Raw genomic sequence first — 21,893 nt, 5'->3', positions numbered from 1 at the left:
GGGGGGTGCCCCTATGTTTTAAGTCAAGGGGCAGATACGAGTTTCTTCAAGAATATCTGGTGGGCCCGAAACGGCAGGGATGATCGGTCCGGGAACCGTCTCCCGAACTGGTCAGGCACTTCGTGACCGGTCGGTTCAGGCGGCGGTCGCCGCCTCGGGTGCGTGGAAGTAGGCACCGTCGCGAAGCATCGCGTACAGGACGTTGCAACGACGGCGAGCCAACGCGATCAACGCCTGATTGTGCTTCTTATGCTCGGCGCGCTTCTTGTCGTAATACGCCCTCGACAATGGGTCCTTCAACGCCGCGAAGGCCGACAAGAACAGAGCCCGCTTGAGGATCTTGTTCCCCCGCCGCGACGAGTGGTCTCCCCGAATCGATGTCCCTGACCGCCAGGTCACTGGTGCCAGTCCGGCATAGGATGCGAGGTGTCCGGCGGATTCGAAGTCCTTACCCACGACCTCGGTCAGGATCCTCGCCGCGGTCCTGACGCCGACTGCCGGCATCGACGTCAGGAGCCCGAAAAGCGGATGCGTTTTCACCAGTTCCTCGATGCGCACCAACACCTCATCCCGCGACGCACGTATCTGCGCCAACGAGTTCGCCAACTGCGGCAGCACGAGTCCCGCCGCGTCCGTGCCCGACACCACCACGGTCTGCCCGTCCAAGGCGGTGAAGATCGCCGCGGCCCACCGCTTCCACGCCCTGGGCGCCTGTCTACGCAGCAGAGTCTCGACGCGGTGTTTGCCGGCATGCCGTAGCGCTTTCGGTGTCGGGTACTTCGCCAACACGGCCAGCATGGCGGGATGATCCAAGTGCGGGCCGATGACGGTCTCCAACCCGGGGTGGATCTGGGTGAGCAGTCCGCGGATCCGGTTCGACGTGGCCGTTGCCTGTTTGGCGAGGTCATCGTCGTAGCCACACAGCATCGACAACTCGGCGACGTTCTCATCCGCCACCCGGATACCCCGCAGAGTGTGGGGCATCGTCCTGGCGGCTTCAGCGATGATCGCGGCATCGCGTGCATCCGTTTTCGCCTCACCCGGGTGTAGGTCGGCGATGCGGCGCATCGCCAACCCAGGCAGATAGGCGACCGTGATGGACTCGGCTTGGGCGACCGCGACCGGCAAGGCGCCGATAGTGGCGGGCTGGTCGACGACCACCAGCAGAGTTCCGTGCTTGCGCAGCCGGCCAAGCAAAGCCCGGAGTTTCGTTTCGTTCTGCGGCAGAGCTTTTGACAGTAACTGTTTGCCGTCGCGGTCGAGTGCGACGGCGTGGTGGTTGTGTTTGCCGACATCGATGCCGATGAATACGTCGATGTCAGCGTGGTTGGTGATCATGTCACTCATCTTCTTCGACTCATGTGACCGAATATTTGGTTGTGGTTCGGCTGGCCGGTACTGCTGGATGGCTCCTGGGCTCGGCATCCACGTTACGGTCGGGCTCAAGGCATGTGTTCTGCCAGTGGTTCTGGCCCCTATCAGCGATTTCCCTGGTGCCTTCGAACCCCGGTGACTACACCCCCCGGATCATGATGACTGGGGGCATCAATCATGCCGGGGTCCTCAGGCCAGCGACCCCTTTCTATCCTGACGGATGAAGGGGCTACTTAAAAGGTAACGGGGGCGGTGGTGCTGTGCGGGGGCGGAGGGGGAGCGATGGTGCTGAGCGGGGGCGTGATCGTCCAAATCGGACTCGCTTCCTGAAGGTGAGGGCCGCCGGAGAGGCAATATGTAATCTACATATCCTGGTCGTATGTAGAATACATATCTATGAGTGGAGAGCCAAGTCCGGGACCTCGCGCAGACAGCAGCGCTGCGGCGGACGGTCGCCGTCGGGACGTGGCGAGCCTGCCCTCTGATCGGCGGATGGCCGCGCTCATCACGGACCTGGAGCGGCTGCGTCGAGCGCAGATGAGCCAGATGGATCTCGGCACGGCCGACCTGCGGATCCTGTGGATGTTCTCCGACGGCCGCGCACGCACGCTCAAGCAGATCGCCCACGATCTCGAGCTCGAGCAGTCGACCGTCAATCGGCAGATCAATGCCGCCATCGCCGAGGGCCTGCTCGAGCGCACTCGCGAAGAGGGCAGTCCGGCGCAGCTGATCTCCCCGTCCGAACGCGGGGCCGCCGCCTTCGACGGCGATGTCGAGAAATCTCTGGCGGCCCTGCGCTCAGGCCTCGACGCCGTAGACGGCGACGTCACGGACTTCCTCGACCAGTTCACTCGCTTCGTCGACGCCTTCGACGCCGGAATCCGCGCGGCCGACGACGGCTGAATCGGCCCGACGACGGCTGAATCGGCCCGGCAAGGGCTGAACCGGGCCGGCGAGGGCTGCGCCGGGCCGGCGATCCGGCCGCTGGGCAGAGAATAATGGTCGCAATCGGATACTTTGGAGGTCTTGAAAGTATCCGATTGCGACCACTTCTTGCCGCTGTGCCCACGGCTCGGAGCCATGAGCGCAGTAGGCGAGCTGTCGGGGCCGAAAGGGGCCTCAGGTGGTGATGAGCCCGTGCGGGTCGAGGACGAACTTCTTCGCCACACCCGAATCGAAGTCCGCGTACCCCTGCGGTGCGTCCTCGAGGCGGATCGGGGTCGCGTTGACGTTCTTCGCGATCGAGACCTTGTCATGCAGGATCGCCTGCATGAGGCCCCGGTTGTACTTCATCACCGGGCATTGGCCGGTCACGAAGACGTGCGACTTCGCGAAGCCGAGGCCGAAGCGCATCGACAGCGATCCTTCCTTGGCCGCTTCGTCGGGGGCTCCCGGGTCGCCGGTGACATAGAGTCCCGGAATGCCGAGGCTGCCGCCGGCCCGAGTGATGTCCATGAGCGAGTTGAGCACCGTGGCGGGAGCCTCGTGGCTGGCGTCCTTGCCGTGTCCGCGGGCTTCGAAGCCGACCGCGTCGATGCCGCAGTCGACCTCGGGCTCGCCGAGGATCTGGGCGATCTGGTCCTTCGGGTCGCCCTGGGAGACATCGACCGTTTCGCAGCCGAATCCGCGTGCCTGAGCCAGCCGGTCCTCATTGAGGTCGCCGACGATGACGCAGGCCGCGCCCAGCAGATGCGCCGAGGTGGCTGCGGCGATTCCGACCGGGCCGGCACCGGCGACGTAGACCGTCGAGCCCACGCCCACCCCGGCGCTGACGGCACCGTGGAAGCCGGTGGGGAAGATGTCGGAGAGCATCGTGAGATCGAGGATCTTCTCCATCGCCTGATCCTTGTCCGGGAACTTCAGGACGTTCCAGTCCGCGTAGGGCACGAGCACGTACTCGGCCTGACCGCCGACCCAGCCGCCCATGTCGACGTAGCCGTAGGCCGAGCCCGGGCGATCGGGGTTGACGTTGAGGCAGATGCCGGTCTTGCCCTCCTTGCAGTTGCGGCAGCGGCCGCAGGCGATGTTGAACGGCACGGAGACGAGGTCGCCGACGTGGACGAACTCGACATCGCGGCCGACTTCGACGACCTCTCCGGTGATCTCGTGGCCGAGCACGAGACCCTCCGGGGCAGTCGTGCGGCCCCGGACCATGTGCTGGTCGGAGCCGCAGATGTTCGTGGCCACGGTCTTGAGGATGACGCCGTGATCGACCGTGCGGCCGACGTTGGCGGGATTGACTCCCGGGCCGTCCTTGAGGACGAAGTCCGGGTACTCGGTGTCGACGACTTCGACCTTCCCGGGACCGGCGTAGCTGATTGCCTTGTTGCTCATCGTTGAGCCTCCATGTGTGCGAATGCGTGGGAGTTGTCGGACATGTGAGTGAGTCGGACGACGCCACTGACATATCAGTCTGACATCAGACGTAGATGCAGTCTCGCCGTCGTGGGAGAGCCGTGTCAAGACCCTCGGCGGAAGTTCATGCAGGCGCAGTGCGAGCGCTCGGCAACCCTCCCGTGAACCGGCCCGGAATCCTCCGCGAACTGGCCCGGAGTCCTCCCCTGGCCGGTCCGGAGTCCTCCGGGAATCGCTCAGGAGTCCTCGCGCAGGCGAGTCGAGAGGATGTGCTGCGACATGGTGCGCAGGTGCTGCATCGATTCCCGAATGAGCGGAGATCTGCGGCTGCCGGCCCGCACCGCTGCGATGATCTTCCGGCTCAGTCGGCCGGTTCCCGCGAGCCGGACACGGCGAACGTTCGCCTCTCCGGCGAGGCTGGACATCCGCGGCAGCAGGCTGACTCCGACGCCCGCACCGACGAGTGCCGCCGAGGTCTCCCACTCGACGGACTCGTGGGCCACCGTCGGGGTCACCCCGGCCGCGGTGAAGGCGGCGACGAAGAGCGAATGGTAGGGAGATCCCGGACTCGCGGTGATCCACTCCTCGCCGGCGAGTTCGCCGAGGGTCACCGATTCGCGATCGGCGACCGGATGGTCGGCGGGGACCATGACATCGAGGGGATCATCGAGCAGGTCGATGCTCTCGAACCGAGCATCGTCCTCGACCTGCACATTGCCCTGCATGGAGACGATGACAGCGAGGTCGATGCGCTCGGCGATGAGGAGTTCGAAGCAGCGCGTCGGACTAGCCTCGATGACGTGGACGCTGACCGTGGGGCGGGTCGTGCGCAGCTTGGCGGCCAGCGGTGCCAAGAGGTTCGACGAGGCGGTCGAGAATCCTCCGATGCCGAAATGCGTCGGCGCCTGGTCGCCGGACCCGAAGGCGCCGGCGCGGATGTCTTCCCAAGCGGCGGTCAGAGCGTCGGATCGCCGCACGAGATAGCGCCCCGTCGAGGTCAGGCGCAGGCCGCGCCCGTCCTTGACGAGCAGCGTCATGCCCAGGGACTGCTGCAGCTCTCTGAGCTGGCCGGAGACGGCCGACGGAGAGTACCCGGTGAGTTCGGCCGTGGCGGCGACGGTGCCGCAGGCGGCGAAGGTGCGCAGCGTCGCCAGACGAGGATCGATCATGAGTAACATTATGCAGTCATTCCGCACGATACTGAACAAAATCTCGCGCTTTTTCTGCAGTATCTTGGTCGCTAGTGTGACAGTCGAGCAGGTCCCGGCAAGCACGGTCCCCGCGGTCGTCGATGAGGAGTTCGCCATTCCGTTGTCGGGCCGGCGCAGGCAGGTATCTCGCATCCAGCAGACATCAAGGGAGATGACAATTGACTGCTACCAACCTGGCCCCGACGAAGAAGGGCTTTCCCGCCGGAATCACCGAGGAGCGGCTCGATGAGTTCCGGGTCCGGCTCGACACCCGTCGGGTCGGCTTCTCGCTCGAGGCGCCGTTCTACACGGACCCGAACATCTTCAACCTCGACATGCAGGCCGTGTTCGGACAGCACTGGGTCTTCGCATGCAGCGTCGCTGAGATCCCCGAGCCGGGTGACTTCGTCACGCTCGACTACGGTCCGTATTCGATCATCGTGCTCCGCAACGACGACGGCGGCGTCAACGTCATCCACAACGTGTGCCGGCATCGCGGCGCCCGCGTGCTCACTGAGCTCAAGGGAACGACCGGCAACCTCGTCTGCGGCTACCACTCCTGGACGTACTCTCCCGAAGGTGACCTCATCCATGCTTCGGCTCCCGGCGAGATGACCTTCGACAAGTCCTGCTACTCGCTCAAGCGGGCTCACGGCACGATCGTCGCCGGTCTGGTGTTCCTCTGTCTGGCGGAGGAGCCGCCCACGGATTTCCACGAGACGGCGAAGATCTTCGAGCCCTATGTCGGCCCGCATGAGCTGGCGAAGACGAAGGTCGCCTACCAGCAGAACATCGTCGAGGAGGCCAACTGGAAGCTCGTGATGGAGAACAATCGCGAGTGCTACCACTGCGATGGTCACCCGGAACTCGCCTGTTCGCTGTTCCCGACCTGGGGACTGACCGATGAGACCATCCCGCCCCACCTCGAAGACGTCTGGGATCGCAACCAGCAGGCCCAGGCCGCTTTGGAGTACCGCTGCCGCCGCTACGGACTGCCCTATGACGTCGTCGAGGAGCTCGACACCCGCATCGGCGGGATCCGCATCTCCCGGGAATCCCTCGACGGGCAGGGGGAGTCCTTCTCGGCCGACGGACGCAGGCTCTCGAAGAAGCTCCTCGGCGATCTGCCGGACTTCCGACTGGGTCGCTGCTCGATGCACCTGCAGCCGAACTCCTGGTTCCACCTGCTGGCCGATCACGTCGTCACCTTCGCCGTCTTCCCGATCGGCACGGACAAGACCCTCGTGCGCACGACATGGCTCGTCGCCGACGATGCGGTCGAAGGGGTCGACTACGACCTCGAGACGCTCACCCACACCTGGAAGCAGACGAACCTGCAGGACAAGGCCTTCGTCGAACTCTGCCAGCAGGGGGCGGCGAGTCCGTTCTACGAGCAGGGGCCCTATATGAAGAGCGAGTACCAGGTCGAGGCCTTCATCAACTGGTACGTGCAGCGGATGCGGGAGCACGTGGGATGAGATCCTCCGCAGTGCCCGCGCTGCCGTTGGCCCAGCGGGTCCGAGGCCTGGAGATGCCGTGGAACCGCGTGCTCTCGGGTACCTCCGGCCCGGCCGGAGCCGCCACCGCCTTGGGGCCCTGGCATCCGCAGGAGTTCACGGCCGAATGCGTGGAGACCATCCCCGAGGCGGGAGGAATGATGGTCTTCGTCTTCCGTCGCACGGACGGTGCGCCCCTGGCGTTCCGATCGGGGCAGTACATCAACATCGACTTCCCCGCTGACGGACCGCATGCGGAACCGGTGTCCCGCAGCTACTCGATCTCCTCGGCGCCGACCGAGCCGTGGACATTCTCGATCACCATCAAACGGGATCCCCAGGGGAAGGTCTCGCAGTGGGCGCACGCGAACATCAGGCCCGGCACGACGCTGGACATGCTCGGGCCGGTCGGTGCCTTCCACCTCGCCGACTACGATCGCCGGGCCCGTCTCCTGCTCTTGGCGGCCGGAGCCGGCATCACCCCGCTGATGTCGATGATCCGCACCGTGCATTCGCTGCCCGGCCAGGCCGATGTCGTCCTCGTCTACCATGGTGCGGCACCGGACTCCTTCGCCTTCTCCGACGAGCTCGACTTCCTCGCCACGGTGGACTTCCGGATCAAGGTCGTCTACTGCCTCGGCGATCGGGAGTGCGACGAGGAGTGGCCGGGTCGGACCGGTCGGCTGTCGGCATCGCTGCTCGATGACCTCGTCCCCGACGCGAACGGCCGGCAGGTCTTCGCCTGCGGCCCGGAGGGGTATCTCAACTCGGCGACCGACCTGCTGCGCGCCGTCGGAGTCGATGACACCTCGGTGTTCATGGAGTTCTTCTCCGGCGACCGCGAGATCCGGGCCGAATACGCCGAAGAGGTCGCCATCGCCGGTGAGATCGCCGAGGAGATCGCGGCGTCGACCGAGGAATACTACGAGTCCCAGCCGGCCGCGCTTGACATGTACGAGCCCGAGTACGACGCCGACGGTCCGATCGAAGCCACGGGTGCGCCGATCGAAGCCGTCGATGCCGAGGCGGTCGTGCCCGACGAGGAGCCGAGCCCCGCCTCGGCGACGGATTCGAACGAAGATGACGAAACCGCCGTCGTCGACCCCGCCGTCCTGCCTACTGTGGGGGAGGGGGAGCACACGATGTCGTTCGTGCGCTCGGGTCTCAACGTCCGCATCGGGGATGAGGAGACCGTGCTCCAGGCCGCGCGGAAGGCGGGAGTGAAGATTCCCGCGAACTGTCAGGAGGGCATGTGCGGCTCCTGCAAGTCCATCAAGCTCGACGGTGACGTCGAGATGAATCATCAGGGCGGCATCCGCGCCAGAGAGATCGACGCGGGCAAGTTCCTGCCGTGCTGCTCGACGGCGAAGTCCGACCTCGTCATCGACGCCTGAACCGGTCGGTTCGGGCACAGTCGCCGAGTGAGTCGAAGGAGACCACATGACACAGCAGAAGGACATCGATGGCATCGACCCCGTCCGCCCCGATGTCTCCGCTCGCCGAATCGGTGAGGGGAGCATCTCGGTCGACGAAGCTCCACTGAACCGACTCGTCATCGTCGTGGCGATCGCGGCTTTCGGTGGTATCTTCATCGACGGCTACATCCTCGGCGTCATCGGCGGAGCGGTCGGTCCGGCGGCGGCCGAACTGGAGCTCTCGGCACTCGGCCAGGGGCTCATTGCGGCCAGCGCACTCATCGGCATCTTCATCAGCGGACTGTTCTTCGGGCGCATCGCCGACCGTTACGGACGCAAACGGGTGTTCTTCTGGAACCTCGTCGGCTTCGTCCTCGTCTCACTGGCTCAACTCTTCGTCGTCGGCACGTGGGATCTCGTGGCGATGCGGCTGCTGCTCGGTCTGCTCATCGGCGTCGAGTATGCGGTCGGCACGGCACTGCTCGCGGAGTTCACTCCGCGTCGTCACCGCAGCGTCCTGCTCGGCTCGATTGCCGCCTTCTGGTTCATCGGCTTCATCTCAGCCTTCGTCGTCGCCCACCTCTCGAGCCCCGACTCCTGGCGTCTGCTGTTGGCAAGCAGCGCGCTGCCGGCGTTCGTGGTGCTCATCGTGCGGATGGCACTGCCCGAGTCTCCGCGGTGGCTGCAGGCGCAGGGGCGCACGGAGGAAGCACAGGCGATCATCTCCGCGCACTATGGGCCGCAGTACGCGCTGCCACCTGCCCCCGCAGAGGTCGTCAAGACTCGGCTGCGCGACTTCTTCGCTGAGAACGACACCCGCACCATCGTGTATTCCGGACTGTTCTGGTTCTGTCAGGTGGGACCGTTGTTCGCGATCTTCACGTTCATCGTTCCTGTCCTCGGCGACCTCGGCCTGAATAACGGATTCTCGACGGATCTGCTCATGAACGGGCTCCAGCTCCTCGGCGCCGGTGTGGGACTGTGGCTTCTGTGGCTGCTGCCACGCCGCACCTTCGTGAACTGGACCTTCGCTCTCATGGTGGTTCTGCTCGTCTTCCTCGGCGGGTGGACGGAACTGCCGCCGCTGGTGACTCTCATGGTCTTCGGAGCCTTCGTGCTCATCATCACCGCTTCGAACAGCATCCAGTACGTCTACCCGCCGGAGATGTTCGTGACTCGCTTCCGCAGCACCGGCGTCGGCTATGCCGCGGCATTCAGCCGTGTCGGGGCCGCTGGAGCCACTTATCTCTTCCCGGTCACGCTCGACCACCTCGGGGTATCGAGCACCCTGCTCATCGCGGCGATCTTCCCACTCATCGGGTTCATCGCTTCGATCTTCTGGGCACCGGAAACCAAATACTCCGCATTGGACGCCTGAGCGCTGCTCGAGAGCCCACTGCGACATCACCCTCCACCACCCTCACCAACAAGGAGTACTCTGTGCCGAACGCATCACCACGAGTCGTCATCATCGGAGCCGGCATCGTCGGCGCCAATCTCGCCGACGAACTCGCGCAGTTGGGCTGGACCAATACGCTCGTCGTCGAGCAGGGCCCGCTGGCGATTCCCGGCGGATCGACCTCGCACGCGCCGGGACTCGTCTTCTCCTCGAACCCCTCGAAGTCGATGACTGAGTTCGCGCAGTACACGATCGAGAAACTCACGTCTCTCACCGGCCCCGACGGTCGCGGCTCGTTCCTGCCCGTCGGCGGACTCGAGGTCGCCACGACCGGAGAGCGGCTGCAGGATCTGCACCGACGGGCCGGTTGGAATCGGTCCTACGGCGTCGAAGCCCATGTCATCGACGCAGATGAGTGCGCGAAGCTCTTCCCCATGCTCGACCGGGAGATGGTCCTCGGAGGGCTGCTCACCCCCGGCGACGGACTCGCTCTGGCCGCGAAGGGCACCCAGCTCGTCATTGACCGCGCCCGAGCCGCAGGAGTCGAATTCCGCGACCGGACCACGGTCACCGACATCGAAACGACCGGCGGCAGGGTCAGCGCAGTCATCGCCGGTGAGGATCGGATTCCTGCCGACATCGTCGTCTCCTGCGCCGGTTTCTGGGGCCCGAAGATCGGGGAGATGGTCGGAACGACGATTCCCCTGCTGCCCTTGGGCCACCAGTTCGCGTGGACGACCGAGGTGCCGTCCCTCGTGGGGAAGAACGAGCTGCCGGCCGGAGCTCAGGCTCCGATCCTGCGCTACCAGGACAAAGACCTCTACTTCCGCGAATGGGGCGAGCGGATCGGCATCGGCTCCTATGCCCACCGGCCGATGCCCGTCGACCTCGACACTCTGCGCACCTACTCGCCCGAGGAGATCACGGAGGAGGTCATGCCCTCGAGCCTCGACTTCACCCCGGAGGACTTCGTCCGCGAATGGGAGGCCAGCCAGGAGCTGCTGCCGGAGCTCGCGCAGACACAGGTCCAGCGCGGCTTCAACGGCATCTTCTCCTTCACCCCCGACGGCGGATCGCTCGTGGGCCAGTCGCGGGAGGTCGACGGGTTCTTCGTCGCCGAGGCGGTCTGGGTCACCCATGGTGCCGGCATCGCGAAGGCCGTGGCCGAACTCATCGCCCTCGGACGCTCGAACACCGACCTGTCCGGCATCGACCTCAACCGCTTCGAGGACGCGCTGACGACACCCGAGTACGTCAGCGAGACCTCGCAGCAGAACTTCGTCGAAATCTACGACGTCATCCACCCGCTGCAGCCGCGCGTATCACCGCGTGACCTGCGGCTCAGCCCGTTCAACGAACAGCAGAAGGCCCTCGGCGCGTTCTTCCTCGAGACGAACGGGTGGGAGCGCCCGCACTGGTACGAAGCCAATGCCGCTCTGCTGAACGAGCTGCCGGAGGAGTGGAAGGCACCGCCGCGGGACGAATGGGCCGACAGGTTCCACTCGCCGATCGCAGCGGTCGAAGCCTGGAAGACGCGGACGAATGTCGCCATGTACGACATGACCGCGCTCAAGCGCTTCGAGGTCAAAGGCCCGGGCGCCGGCGAGCTGCTCCACGGACTGACGACCTCGTCGATGCTGCGCAAACCCGGCGCCGTCAGCTACACCCTGCTGCTCGACGAGGCCGGCGGCATCACGAGCGACATCACCGTCGCGATCCTCGACGAAGAGACCTACCAGGTGGGAGCGAACTCGAACATCGACTTCGCCTCCATCACCCGGGCGGCCAAGCACCAGAGCGCGGCCGACCCGAGCAAGTGGGCCACCGTGCGAGAGACGACCCCGGGCACCTGCTGCATCGGACTGTGGGGACCGCTCGCCCGCGAAGTCATCTCTGAGGTCAGCGACGACGACCTCAGCAACGACGGACTCAAGTACTTCCGCACCAAGCAGATCACCCTCGGCGGCATCCCCGTCACAGCGATGCGCCTGTCCTATGTGGGAGAGCTGGGATGGGAGCTCTACACCTCCGCTGACCTGGGGCATCGCCTGTGGGACGTACTGTGGGAAGCCGGTCGGGACTACGGCCTCATCGCCGCAGGACGCGAGGCCTTCAACTCGCTGCGCCTGGAGAAGGGGTTCCGGTCCTTCGGCTCCGATATGACCAGCGAACACGAACCGATGCAGGCAGGACTCGGCTTCGCGGTCAAGGCTTCGAAGACCGATGACTTCCGCGGAAAGGCCGCCCTCGCGGACCGGGCTGCGGCGGCCACGCAGAAGCTGACATGCCTGACGCTCGATCGGCGCGAGGACGTCGTGCTGGGCAGTGAGCCCGTGTACCTGATGGCGAGCTCCGCGGGGACGGCCGATGCGGAGGTGGGCACCGCCTCGGCGACGGGGCGGACGCCTGCCTCGACGGGCGGTGCGGACGGCTATGTCACCTCGGCGGCCTATGGGTACTCGATCGGGAAGTCGATCGCCTACGCCTGGCTGCCGAACACACTGAGCGTCGGGGACGGCGTCGAGATCGAGTACCTCGGGCGCCGTCTGCCGGCCACCGTCACGGCCGAACCCATCTTCGACCCGGAGATGACGCGCCTCAAAGGTTAGGTGGGCAGGCACTCCGGCTGCAGGGGCCGGAATTCATCGAAAAACGCATTGAGTGTCGAGAAACGGGTGTGCGCACGCGTGTCTCGGCACTCCGCGCGTGTCTCGGCGGGCACGTGCTGAGCTGCGGCGGCGAGGGGAGACGGAGGGACTGCCACGACACCGATGTTCCATATCGTGGATTTTCTTTGACCATCTGATGGGACCGGGAAAGTATGAGGGACAGTGCTCGTCCCGCAGAGCCCGGTACCCGAAGGAGTGTCCATGTCAACGCCTGCAATCATCGGCTGGTCCCACGGCAGGTTCGGCCGGTCCGAGTCACCGCTGCCGCAGATGATGGCCGACGTCGCCCGTGATGCCATCGCCGATGCTGGCCTCGAGCCGACCGATATCGACGTCATCCACGTCGGCGTATTCAACAACGGACTCTCCCGCCAGGGCTTCGAAGCCGCACTGCCGGGCACCGTGTTCCCCGAACTCGCCCGCATCCCGGCCCACCGGCACGAGAACGCCTGTGCCACCGGATCCGCCGCGATCTTCGCCGCCCACGACACGATCGCCGCCGGCCGCCACCGCACCGCGCTGGTCATCGGCGCCGAACGCATGACCCAGGCCTCGGGCCACGACGTCAACGAAGTGCTGCTCAGCGCGAGTTTTCGCGAAGAGGAAGAGCACCTGAAGTCCTTCGCCGGAGTATTCGGCGAGATCGCCCGACAATACTTCGACCGCTATGGCGATCATTCCGAGGCCCTGGCGAAGATCGCCGCGAAGAACCACGCCAACGGCGCACAGAACCCATTGGCCCACATGCAGAAGGACCTCGGCTTCGACTTCTGCAACACCGTCGGTGCCACCAACCCCTACGTCGCCGAACCCCTGCGCCGCACCGACTGCTCGATGGTCTCCGACGGTGCCGTCGCCCTGGTCATGGGCGCCGAGGAGGTCGCCGCCTCCGCCCCGCAGGCCGTGACCTGGCGCGGAATGGGCAACGCCAACGACGTGATGCCGCTGTCACAGCGTGATCCGCTGGAGATGGCCGGCGCCCGCGCGGCCATGGACCAAGCGCTGCAGTCCGCCGGCATCAGCATCGATGCCCTCGACCTCCTTGAGACCCACGACTGCTTCACAATCGCCGAACTCCTCGAATACGAAGCCTTCGGACTCGCCGCCCCAGGTCAGGGCCACACCCTCCTCGACGAAGGTGCGACCGCCATCGACGGCCGCCTGCCCGTCAACCCCTCCGGCGGGCTCAAAGCCAAGGGGCACCCCATCGGCGCCACCGGAGTGTCCATGCACGCCCTGGCCGCCGCCCAGCTGACCGGCCGCTCGCCCGGCATCCAGATCGAGGACCCGGAACTCGCGGGAGTCTTCAACATGGGCGGCGCCGCCGTGTCGAACTTCGCCTCCGTGCTCGAGCGCGTTCGCTGATGCGCACAATCTCCCAGACCTCCCCGGCCAAGGACTTCACGCCCACACCTCGGCGCGGGGTCAACGTCTCCCACTTCCTCACACAGACCGCCCGACGCCTGCCCGAGCGGCTTGCCGTCGTCGACGACGATCACGGGCAGCGCTGGACCTGGGCCGAACTCGACGCCCGCGCCGAGGCGCTCGCCGCCGCCCTCCAAGCAGGCGGGGTCGGCCGTCGCGACACCGTCCTCCTGCTCTCGGCCAACCACGCCGAGGTGATCCAGTCCTTCTGGGGGATCCTCCGTGCCGGAGGCGTCATCGCCCCACCGAACGCGGCCTTGTCGACCGAGGAGCTGCTGGGCATCAGCGCCGAGGTGGCCCCCGCCGCCGTCATCGCCGACCGTGCCCACTCCGACTTCGTCACCGCGCTGGTGGCCGAAGGCTTCACCGGCCCCGTCCTGTGGATCGGCGAGCTGCCCTCATCGAGCGGACCACTTCGCGCCGAGGGGACCGGCTCCAACGAGTCCTCTCGACGCGAAGCGGTCCGCTCGGCGCACGCCCCCGCGGCCGTCGACTCCACCGTCGACGAAGACGACCCCTGCTGGTACTTCTTCACCTCCGGATCGACCGGCCGGCCCAAGGCCGCGACGTTCACGCACCGCCACCTCGGCGCGGTGCTGGCGAACCATCGCTGCGACCTCTTCCCCAACGAGGACGAGACCGGAGCTTCCCTCGTGCTCGCGCCGCTGTCGCACGGGGCGGGCATCCACATGCTCGCGCAGGTCTTCGGCGGCACCCCGTCGATCATCCACCCTGGCGGCAAGCCCAGCCAGGAGTCGCTGTGGCCGGCCATCGACGCCTACGGCATCACGAACGCCTTCACCGTGCCGACGATCCTCAACCGCATCGTTGCCGGCTGCCCGGCCGGACGCGGACCCGAGGACCACACCTTGGAGCGCATCATCTACGCCGGTGCCCCGATGCTCGCCGCCGACCAGGCACGTGCTCTCGAGCGTCTCGGCCCCTATCTCGTCCAGTACTTCGGGCTCGCCGAGGTGACCGGAGCGATCACGGTCCTCGGTCCCGACGACCACGGCCGGATCCCCGTCGACTCCGCTGGCATCGGCACCTGCGGGCGTGCCCGCACCGGAGTCGAGATCATCATCCTGAACGACACAGGCGCGGAACTGCCCGTCGGCGTTCAGGGCGAAGTCTGCGTGGCCGGGCCGACCGTGTGCGCCGGCTACCTCGGCCGTCCCGATGCGAACGCCGAATCCTTCGCAGGAGGCGTCTTCCACACCGGCGACATCGGCTACCTCGACGCGGCCGGCTACCTGTTCCTCACCGGCCGGAAGTCGGATATGTACATCTCCGGGGGATCGAACGTCTATCCGCGTGAGATCGAAGAACTCCTCCTCACCGACACCGAGGTGGCCCAAGCCGTCGTCGTCGGCGTGCCCGATCCGCAGTGGGGAGAGATCGGCGTGGCCGTCATCGAACGGACGGTCCCCGCCGCTGCCGATGACCTGGAGGAACGACTGGATCGGCTGTGCCGATCAAGGCTCGCCGCATACAAAGTGCCCAAGGAGATCCACTTCGTCGAGACCATGCCGGTCACGGCGTACGGCAAGCTCGCCCGCAAGGAGATCAAGGCCGAATATTCGCAGGGACGGGGCAGCGCACGATGAACACGGCAGGCAGGCTGGCGGGCACGACGATCATGGCGATCGGGTGCGGCACCCCGGACGGGGAGGTCAACAACGGCTTCGCCGCAGCGATCGCGTTCCTGCGCGAGGGTGCGCGCGTGTGCATCGTCGACCGCGATCCGAACGCCCTCGACCAGGCACAGCGCGCCCTCGCCGAGGCGGCCGCCCGGCCCGAGACCGACCGCGGTGGCCACGGCGGGCAGGGCCGCCTCGGCGGGGTCGATCTGGAATCCCACCTGACCACGGCCGTCGCCGATGTCGCCGACGAGGACTCCCTGGCCGCGGCCTTCGCCCACTGCGCCGAGCGCCTCGGCGGACCGTCCGTGCTCCACTTCAACGTCGGCGTCGTCGTCAACGGGGGAGTCGACGAACTTCCCAGCGAGGGTTTCCGCCGGGCACTCGACATCAACCTCACCGGCGCGTTCACCGCGATCAAACACGCGCTGCCGCACATGCGTGCCGCGGGCACCGGGTCGATCATCACGGTGTCCTCGATCGGCGGGATGCGCTACATGGGGTATGACTACCCGGCGTATGCGGCCTCGAAGGCCGGGCTCATCGAACTGACGAAAGTCGTCGGCGCGCAGTACGCGGGCGAGGACATCCGCGCGAACTCGATCGCCCCGGGCCTCATCGAAACCCCGCTCATCCACCGTTCGATCACGGGCCACTACGACTCGGTCGAGGACATGCTCGCCGCCCGGCACGCGCAGTCGCCGACGGGGGCGATGGGCCGGCCCGAAGACGTCGCGGATCTCGCGGTGTTCCTCGCCTCGGACGAATCGGCCTACATCAATTCCACGCTCATCCCCGTCGACGGGGGACTGACCCACTGGGCGGGGATGCCGAAGCGGTGACCGGCGGGGCCGCCTCGGGGCAGCAGCGCGCCGAGAGACCACGAATGTGACAGGGAAATAGGGAGATGAAGGAGGCAATGGTGCCGAGAACACGGACGACGAGAACCATGCTCGTGTGGTCCGCCGTGCTGATGGTGTGCGCCCTGCTGCTGGCGGGGTGCGGAACGAACTTCGGCACCACGGACGACGGCAAGCAGCGCTACCGGTGGAAGATGACGGTGACGACCGGGTCGACCTCGACGTGGTACCTCGCGGCGGAGAAGTTCGCGAAGGATCTCGAGGCGGAGACCGACGGGCGGATCACCATGAAGGTCTTCGGCAATGAACGGCTCTCCGCCGGTGAAGCCACCGCCGGTGTCGAACAGCTCATGGACGGGGCGAAGGACTTCTCCTACAACTCGCCGATCATCTACGCCGGCGTCGACCCGCGCTTCGGTGCCGTGACCGCGCCGTTCATCTTCGACACCGTCGAGGACGGGCAGAAGGCGCTCGCCGGCGAAGGCGGGGACGTCTACGGCGATTACCTCGCCGAACGCGGAGTGCACCTGCTCGGCTTCGGCGAATCCGGGATGCGGCAGCTGACGAACACGCACCGGCCCATCCACACCCCCGAGGACATGCGGGGCATGAAGTTCCGCATTCCCGGCTTCGGCATGTACACCGACCTCTACCGGCAGATCGGGGCGAACCCGACGACGATGCCCTTCGGCGAGGTCTTCACCGCCCTGCAGCAGGGAGCGATCGACGGGCAGGAGAACCCGATCGACGTCATCTACTCGGCGAACCTGCAGGAGGTCCAGCCGTACCTGACACTGTGGAACTACTCCTACGATCCGCTCATCCTCGGCGTGAACAAGGACCTCTTCGACTCCCTGACGCCGGAGGATCAGAAGCTTGTCACCCGCCTCGCCGGTGACGCCAACGAGTTCCAGATCGAGAAGAACCGCGACGGCGAAGAGAAGCTCATCGCAGAACTCAAGGACTCCGGCATGGAGGTCAACGAACTCAGCGATGAGGAGAAGGACGCCTTCCGCACGAAGCTGAGTCCGATCTACAGCGAATACCGCAAGGTCTGGGGACCGGACATGGCCCAGGCGTTCATTCCGAAAGGACTGTGAGATGAGAGCCATCAGATTCTTCGAGGACTGGGTCGTCATCGCCTCGTTCATGGTGATCGTCCTCGTCACCTTCGTCAACGTCCTCTCCCGTTACATCTTCAAGGCCTCACTGGCCTTCTCCGAGGAGATCACCATCAACCTCCTCGTCGTGCTCACGATGATGGGAGCCGTCGTCGGGATCCGCCTCGGCGCGCATCTCGGGTTCACCTACCTCGTCGAGCACGCGAAGGGCCAGGTCCGCCGCTTCCTGCTCATCGCCGGCACCGTGCTCATCGTCGCCTTCCTCGCCGTGCTGCTGATCTGGGGCGGCGAGATGACGATCGCGCAGGGTCTGCGCGGCCGGGCCACCCCGTCGCTGGGGATCCCGCAATGGCTGTTCACCCTGTCCATCCCGCTGGCCGGTGCGCTCGGAGTGCTGCGCAGCATCCAAGCCCTGCGGACGGCTCTGCATGAGGACACCTCCGCCGAGGCGGTCATCGAGCGCCTCGCCGTCGAAGCCGCCCCGGTCATCGACGCTGACGAATTCCAGGGAGGCCGGAAATGATCACGCTCCTGCTCTTCGGCAGCTTCTTCCTCTTCCTCGGCCTCGGGATCCCGGTGGCCTTCTCCCTCGGCCTGGCCGCCGTCGTCACCCTCGTGACCACCGACGGCATTCAGGTCCTCGATGTCGTGCCCTCGGTGATGTTCCCGTCGATGAGTTCGGGCACGCTGCTGGCGATCCCGTTCTTCATCCTCGCCGGCATCGTCATGCAGTACACGGGCATCTCGCAGCGGCTCGTCGACCTTGCGTTCCTCATCTTCGGCCGCCTGCGCCACGGCCTGGCCGCGGTGACGATCATCTCCGCGTTCTTCTTCTCCGCGATCTCCGGATCAGGGCCTGCCACCGTGGCGGCGATCGGTGCGATCCTCATCCCGGCGCTCGTGCGCAACGGGTACCAGAAGAAGCACGCGGTCTCCCTCGTCGCGGCCTCCGGATCGATGGGCATCGTCGTGCCGCCGTCGATCGCGTTCATCATCTTCGCCGTCGTCGCCGCCGAGTTCGGATCGATCTCGATCTCCCGGCTCTTCATCGCCGGCATCGTGCCCGGCATCATCATGGCTCTCGCCTTCTTCATCGCCGCCCTGTTCGTGCCCCGGGTGCGTGAACTGGCCGGCCTGCCGGTGAAGGCGAAGACCGACACCGAGGCGGCCGCCGGGTCCGGTGCGACCGGACCGGCAACCGGCGCCTCCACGTCGGCAAATGCTGCGTCCGGGTCGGCGAACGGTGCGTCCGGAACCGGCGGTTCGGGTGACAGCGCGGCAGGGTCGAAGACGCAGCTGCTGACGACGAACGGGAAGGCCGCCTCGGCGAGTTCCGGGGTCTCCGGTTCAGGACCGGTCGGGTCTGGGGACCCGACTGCCACGGTCGATCCCGAGGGCGGGTTCGGGGAGATCCTCACCGCTCTGGTCAAGGCGATCCCCGGTCTGCTCATCCCGGTGATCATCCTCGGCGGGATCTACGGCGGCATCTTCACCCCCACCGAGGCGGGAGCCGTCGCATCCGTGTACGCGCTCATCGTCGGGGTGTTCGTCTACCGGGAACTGACCTGGAAGGACATGCCGAAGGTGTTCCTCGAATCCGGGGTCTCGACCGCGGTCATCATGTTCATCGTCGGCGTGGCCAGCCTGTTCTCCTACGTCATCACCGTCGAAGGGGTGGCCGATCGGATCTCGTCCGCGGTGCTGTCGGTGACGGACAACAAGTACCTCATCCTCGCGGCGATCACGATCATCCTGCTCATCGTCGGCGCCTTCGTCGACGCGATCAGCGCGTTCTACCTGTTCATCCCGATCCTCGTGCCGATCCTCATCGGCGTCGGTGTGGATATGACGACGATCGGTGTGTTCATGACCGTCAACCTCGCCATCGGTCTATTCACCCCGCCGGTGGGACTCAACCTCTACGTGGGCGCGGGCATCGGGAAGATCAAGCTCGAGGAAGTGGTGCGCGGGATCGTGCCGTTCCTCATCTGCGCGATCATCGCCCTGCTGCTCATCACCTACATCCCGGCGCTGTCGAACTGGCTGCCCGATCTGCTCGGGGTCGGGTAGACGGGGCTGCCGCCGCGGCATCGGCGCCTTCGGGTGCCGGTGCCGGGTGAGTTCGACCGGGCGCCGGACGGCGCTTCACTCAATTCTTCTCAAAGGAGAGTCATGGAACCGTATCTGCTCACGAACAAGACCGCGCTGGTCACGGGTGCCGCCCAGGGCATCGGTCTGGCCATTGCCACGGCGTTGGCCGACAGGGGCGCCTCGGTCGGTATCGTCGACCTCAAGGGTGCCGAGGATGCGGCGGCGGGCCTGGCGCAGACGTACCCCGAGCAGCGGTTCGCCGCGTTCTCCCTCGATGTCCGTGACGTCGACGAGGTGACCGCCGCGGTGGGGTCGTTCGTCGAGACCTTCGGCTGCCTCGACATCCTCGTCAACAACGCGGGCACGGCCGCGCGCATCGGCATCGACGAGATCACCGCCGAACAGTGGCAGCGCGACATCGAGACCAACCTCGGCGGGACGTTCAATTTCATCAAGGCCGCCGTCCACCCGCACATGGCCGAGGCCGGTTGCGGGTCGATCATCAACATCTCCTCGATCTCGGGCATCAACGGCGGAGCGGTCTCCGACGGGGAGGCCGGTGCCCGGTCCGGCCCTGCCTATGCGGCGAGCAAGGGCGGGATCATCGCCCTGACGAAGTGGGTGGCCAAGGAATACGGCCGGCAGGGCATCCGCTGCAATTCGGTGGCGCCCGGCCCGGTCGAGTCCGCGCTCACTGTCGGGCAGACGTACGACACCTCGGGGCAGGCGCTCGACCGCATGGGTCAGCCGAATGAGATCGCCGAGGCGGTCGCCTACCTCGCCACCGACGGTGCCGCGTTCACGACCGGACAGATCCTGCGTGTGGACGGTGGGGCCGTGATGTCGTGAGCTGAGTCTGAGCCTCTGCGGGGACGCCCCGGTGTACGAAGGTGCCGGGGCGCCTTTATGAGCTGGTCAGCGGGTGCGTTTCAGGCCGTGCGGCGAACGAAGAGTTCGAAGGTCACGGCCACGGGATTGGCGCCGGGTTCGAGGGTGCCTCGGGTGACCTGGCCCGCGACGTCGACGACTTCTCCGGTGAGGACGACCTGCGGGGCTGCGTCCTGCGCGCCGGTCGGGCTCGACCCGAGTGAGGTCGCCGTGGTTGAAATCGCCCCGGTCGAGGTCGCTCCGGTCACGGTGCCGCTCAGGTGCGTGAACTCGACGGCTGGCCACGGAGCAGAGCCGTCGACGAAGACCGCTCCGGTCGTGCTTCCGAGGCTCGCGGTCACCTCGGCGGAGTCGAAGCCGGCGCTCCGGCAGACGGCGAGCACCGCCTCGTCGAGGATCTCACCGGGACGAATGCGCGAGACCACGGCATCGGGTGGGCCCGGGGTCAGGCGGTCCGACTCGGATGGAGTCGGTGCGGCCGTCGGGCTGGGGGAGGCCGGTTCGTCCGGGTGAGGAGCGAAGGCGGAGAACCCGGTTTCGGCATCGACATCGCTGATCAGCCGGGCATCGGGCAGCGCGAACACGCGGACCCGCAGACCCTCCGGCCCGGCAAGGGTGCCCGGCAGCAAGTGGCCGCCCTTGATTGTGCCGTCGGCTTGTGTCCACGAGGCATGGATGTGGCAGAAAGGTGTGCCGTCGCGGAACCCGACGGTGGCGGCGGCATGGGCCAGCCGCGCGGGGTGGTCGACTGTGAAGGCTTCGGTGAAGGACATCGGGTGCGCGGCGTCGGGGCCGTAGGCGGGGTGGACGAAGGCGATGGGCCCGAACTGACCGGACACGAACTCGGCGGTGAGACCCTCGACGGCGAAGTCGGCCAGCGCCTGCTCGAGGGCGGCGAAGACATCTGTGCCTTCGGTGAGGTCGATGATGTGCTCCGTGAATCGGGTGGGCACGGAGACGATGCGCGGGTGCTGAGGCGGCCCGGCGTGGACGACGGCGGTTCCCGGTGTCTGGAGGGGAAAGGTCGGCTGCGGCAGATTCCGCGTCTCGGCTCCGTTGCTCATGTCTCGATTATCGTCGGCGGCGCTCGCCGGTGTCGCCGAGGATCCATCTTGTGGAACAACAGGACGTCGCGGCCGCGCTGAGGAGGCGCGAGGGATGATCAGGCGTTCGATGGGACGGTGGCGGCCGCCTCGGCGTGAGCGCGCTTCTGACCGCGGTGGCCGATGATGGTTGCGATGGCGATCATGACGGCGACGAGGGCGATGCCGATCCACTGATTGAGCGCCAGCGTCGCGGCTCCGGCGAGGGCGCCGACGAGAATGAGGATGACGGCCAGCAGGCGCCGGACCCAGCGGACGCTGCTGCCGCCGGCCAAACGGGAATCGGAGGCGAGCCCGACGATCGTCGAGGTCACGACGACGGTGGTGACGTCGGCGATCTTCATCTTCCTCGCCGCCGCGGCCTGCGCGCCCATGAGAGCCGAGAGCGCGGAGGTGAAGATCGTGCCGGCGAGGCCGATCTCGGGATCGGGTACGAGGCCGACGTAGAGCGAGAGGCCCGCGCAGCCAGCGGCGACGATGCCGAAGATCAGCGTCGTCCGGCGGTGCCAGGCTTCGCCGATGTCGCCGAGGATCCGGCCGGACAGGGCGGCGCCGATCATGAAGAAGACGAGTGCGAGGGCGGGGCGCAGAACCGGAACGTCTTCGGCGCCGGCCAGGCCCATGCCGAGGATGACGACGTTGCCGGTCATGTTTCCGGTGAAGACCTTGTCGAAGCCGAGGTAGCCGATGGCATCGACCATGCCGGTCGAGAAGGTCAGCAACAGAAGCATGGCCAGGTCGAGTCGACGTGTCATAGGTGCCCTTTCGGTCATTTTGTATACAAAACGATAAGCAGTGCCGCAATTGTGTGCAACTATGAAGAGGGCAAGCAGTTCCGTCCAGCCCTCGAGAACTCTCCGAAGGATC

17 protein-coding genes are annotated in these 21,893 nt (G+C 66.4%); 12 read left to right on the top strand and 5 right to left on the bottom strand.

From position 1 onward, the window contains the following. Positions 1 to 135 precede the first annotated feature (135 nt). Positions 136 to 1,338, bottom strand: a complete 1,203-nt coding sequence (locus tag ACQE2J_RS18870) for an IS110 family transposase (protein WP_135541428.1) — start codon at positions 1,336 to 1,338, stop codon at positions 136 to 138. A 432-nt stretch (positions 1,339 to 1,770) separates the two neighbouring features. Here ACQE2J_RS18870 and ACQE2J_RS18865 point away from each other — a divergent pair, with 432 nt between their 5' ends. Continuing rightward, positions 1,771 to 2,277, top strand: a complete 507-nt coding sequence (locus ACQE2J_RS18865; protein WP_426936841.1) for a MarR family winged helix-turn-helix transcriptional regulator — start codon at positions 1,771 to 1,773, stop codon at positions 2,275 to 2,277. Between the two features lie 216 nt (positions 2,278 to 2,493). Here ACQE2J_RS18865 and fdhA read toward each other — a convergent pair whose 3' ends face one another. Together fdhA and ACQE2J_RS18855 are read right to left on the bottom strand one after the other, a co-directional pair. Beyond that, positions 2,494 to 3,708, bottom strand: a complete 1,215-nt coding sequence (gene fdhA, locus ACQE2J_RS18860) for a formaldehyde dehydrogenase, glutathione-independent (RefSeq protein WP_135537550.1) — start codon at positions 3,706 to 3,708, stop codon at positions 2,494 to 2,496. A gap of 257 nt (positions 3,709 to 3,965) precedes the next feature. Next, positions 3,966 to 4,898 (bottom strand): LysR family transcriptional regulator, encoded by a 933-nt coding sequence (locus tag ACQE2J_RS18855; protein WP_135537549.1) that lies wholly within the window; start codon positions 4,896 to 4,898, stop codon positions 3,966 to 3,968. 248 nt (positions 4,899 to 5,146) lie between these two features. Between ACQE2J_RS18855 and ACQE2J_RS18850 the strand changes: the two genes are divergently transcribed. The 11 genes from ACQE2J_RS18850 to ACQE2J_RS18800 all read left to right on the top strand — a co-directional run bounded on the left by ACQE2J_RS18850 (position 5,147) and on the right by ACQE2J_RS18800 (position 19,884). Continuing rightward, a complete protein-coding gene (locus tag ACQE2J_RS18850) occupies positions 5,147 to 6,397 on the top strand; it encodes an aromatic ring-hydroxylating oxygenase subunit alpha (RefSeq protein WP_240689588.1) in 1,251 nt (416 codons plus the stop codon). After that, positions 6,394 to 7,809: an iron-sulfur cluster-binding domain-containing protein gene (locus ACQE2J_RS18845; RefSeq protein WP_135537547.1), complete on the top strand. Its 1,416-nt coding sequence runs from the start codon at positions 6,394 to 6,396 to the stop codon at positions 7,807 to 7,809. The genes ACQE2J_RS18850 and ACQE2J_RS18845 overlap by 4 nt, the downstream gene beginning before the upstream one ends. A 46-nt stretch (positions 7,810 to 7,855) precedes the next feature. Beyond that, entirely contained in the window at positions 7,856 to 9,208 is a 1,353-nt protein-coding gene (locus ACQE2J_RS18840; protein WP_135537546.1) for an MFS transporter, read from the top strand. Positions 9,209 to 9,270: 62 nt separating this feature from the next. After that, positions 9,271 to 11,838 (top strand): GcvT family protein, encoded by a 2,568-nt coding sequence (locus ACQE2J_RS18835; RefSeq protein WP_426936840.1) that lies wholly within the window; start codon positions 9,271 to 9,273, stop codon positions 11,836 to 11,838. A gap of 261 nt (positions 11,839 to 12,099) precedes the next feature. Beyond that, positions 12,100 to 13,263, top strand: a complete 1,164-nt coding sequence (locus ACQE2J_RS18830; RefSeq protein WP_135537544.1) for a thiolase domain-containing protein — start codon at positions 12,100 to 12,102, stop codon at positions 13,261 to 13,263. Beyond that, entirely contained in the window at positions 13,263 to 14,930 is a 1,668-nt protein-coding gene (locus ACQE2J_RS18825; RefSeq protein WP_135537543.1) for an AMP-binding protein, read from the top strand. The genes ACQE2J_RS18830 and ACQE2J_RS18825 overlap by 1 nt, the downstream gene beginning before the upstream one ends. Continuing rightward, the gene (locus tag ACQE2J_RS18820) at positions 14,927 to 15,805 is read left to right on the top strand and encodes an SDR family NAD(P)-dependent oxidoreductase (protein ID WP_205683279.1); all 879 of its coding nucleotides are present in this window, start codon (positions 14,927 to 14,929) and stop codon (positions 15,803 to 15,805) included. Before ACQE2J_RS18825 ends, ACQE2J_RS18820 begins: the two co-directional genes overlap by 4 nt. Before the next feature lie 77 nt (positions 15,806 to 15,882). Beyond that, positions 15,883 to 16,923 carry a DctP family TRAP transporter solute-binding subunit gene (locus tag ACQE2J_RS18815; RefSeq protein ID WP_240689553.1) on the top strand — a complete coding sequence of 347 codons (1,041 nt, stop codon included), beginning with the start codon at positions 15,883 to 15,885 and terminating at the stop codon, positions 16,921 to 16,923. Between the two features lies 1 nt (position 16,924). Continuing rightward, entirely contained in the window at positions 16,925 to 17,467 is a 543-nt protein-coding gene (locus ACQE2J_RS18810) for a TRAP transporter small permease (protein ID WP_135537542.1), read from the top strand. Next, on the top strand, positions 17,464 to 19,014 hold the full coding sequence (locus tag ACQE2J_RS18805; RefSeq protein ID WP_135537541.1) for a TRAP transporter large permease: 1,551 nt from the start codon (positions 17,464 to 17,466) through the stop codon (positions 19,012 to 19,014). Before ACQE2J_RS18810 ends, ACQE2J_RS18805 begins: the two co-directional genes overlap by 4 nt. Positions 19,015 to 19,116: 102 nt before the next feature. Continuing rightward, positions 19,117 to 19,884: an SDR family NAD(P)-dependent oxidoreductase gene (locus ACQE2J_RS18800; RefSeq protein ID WP_135537540.1), complete on the top strand. Its 768-nt coding sequence runs from the start codon at positions 19,117 to 19,119 to the stop codon at positions 19,882 to 19,884. Between the two features lie 80 nt (positions 19,885 to 19,964). On the opposite strand, the gene ACQE2J_RS18795 is transcribed toward ACQE2J_RS18800, so the two are convergent. Together ACQE2J_RS18795 and ACQE2J_RS18790 are read right to left on the bottom strand one after the other, a co-directional pair. Further along, on the bottom strand, positions 19,965 to 20,987 hold the full coding sequence (locus tag ACQE2J_RS18795) for a PCC domain-containing protein (RefSeq protein WP_135537539.1): 1,023 nt from the start codon (positions 20,985 to 20,987) through the stop codon (positions 19,965 to 19,967). A gap of 98 nt (positions 20,988 to 21,085) precedes the next feature. Continuing rightward, a complete protein-coding gene (locus ACQE2J_RS18790; RefSeq protein WP_135537538.1) occupies positions 21,086 to 21,781 on the bottom strand; it encodes a YoaK family protein in 696 nt (231 codons plus the stop codon). Positions 21,782 to 21,893 lie beyond the last annotated feature (112 nt).

The organism is Brevibacterium sp. LE-L, assembly GCF_050214925.1.
Taxonomy (GTDB): Bacteria; Actinomycetota; Actinomycetes; order Actinomycetales; family Brevibacteriaceae; genus Brevibacterium.
The sequence above is the reverse complement of the archived record's forward strand: the minus strand, read 5'-3'. Positions and strand labels throughout refer to the sequence as shown.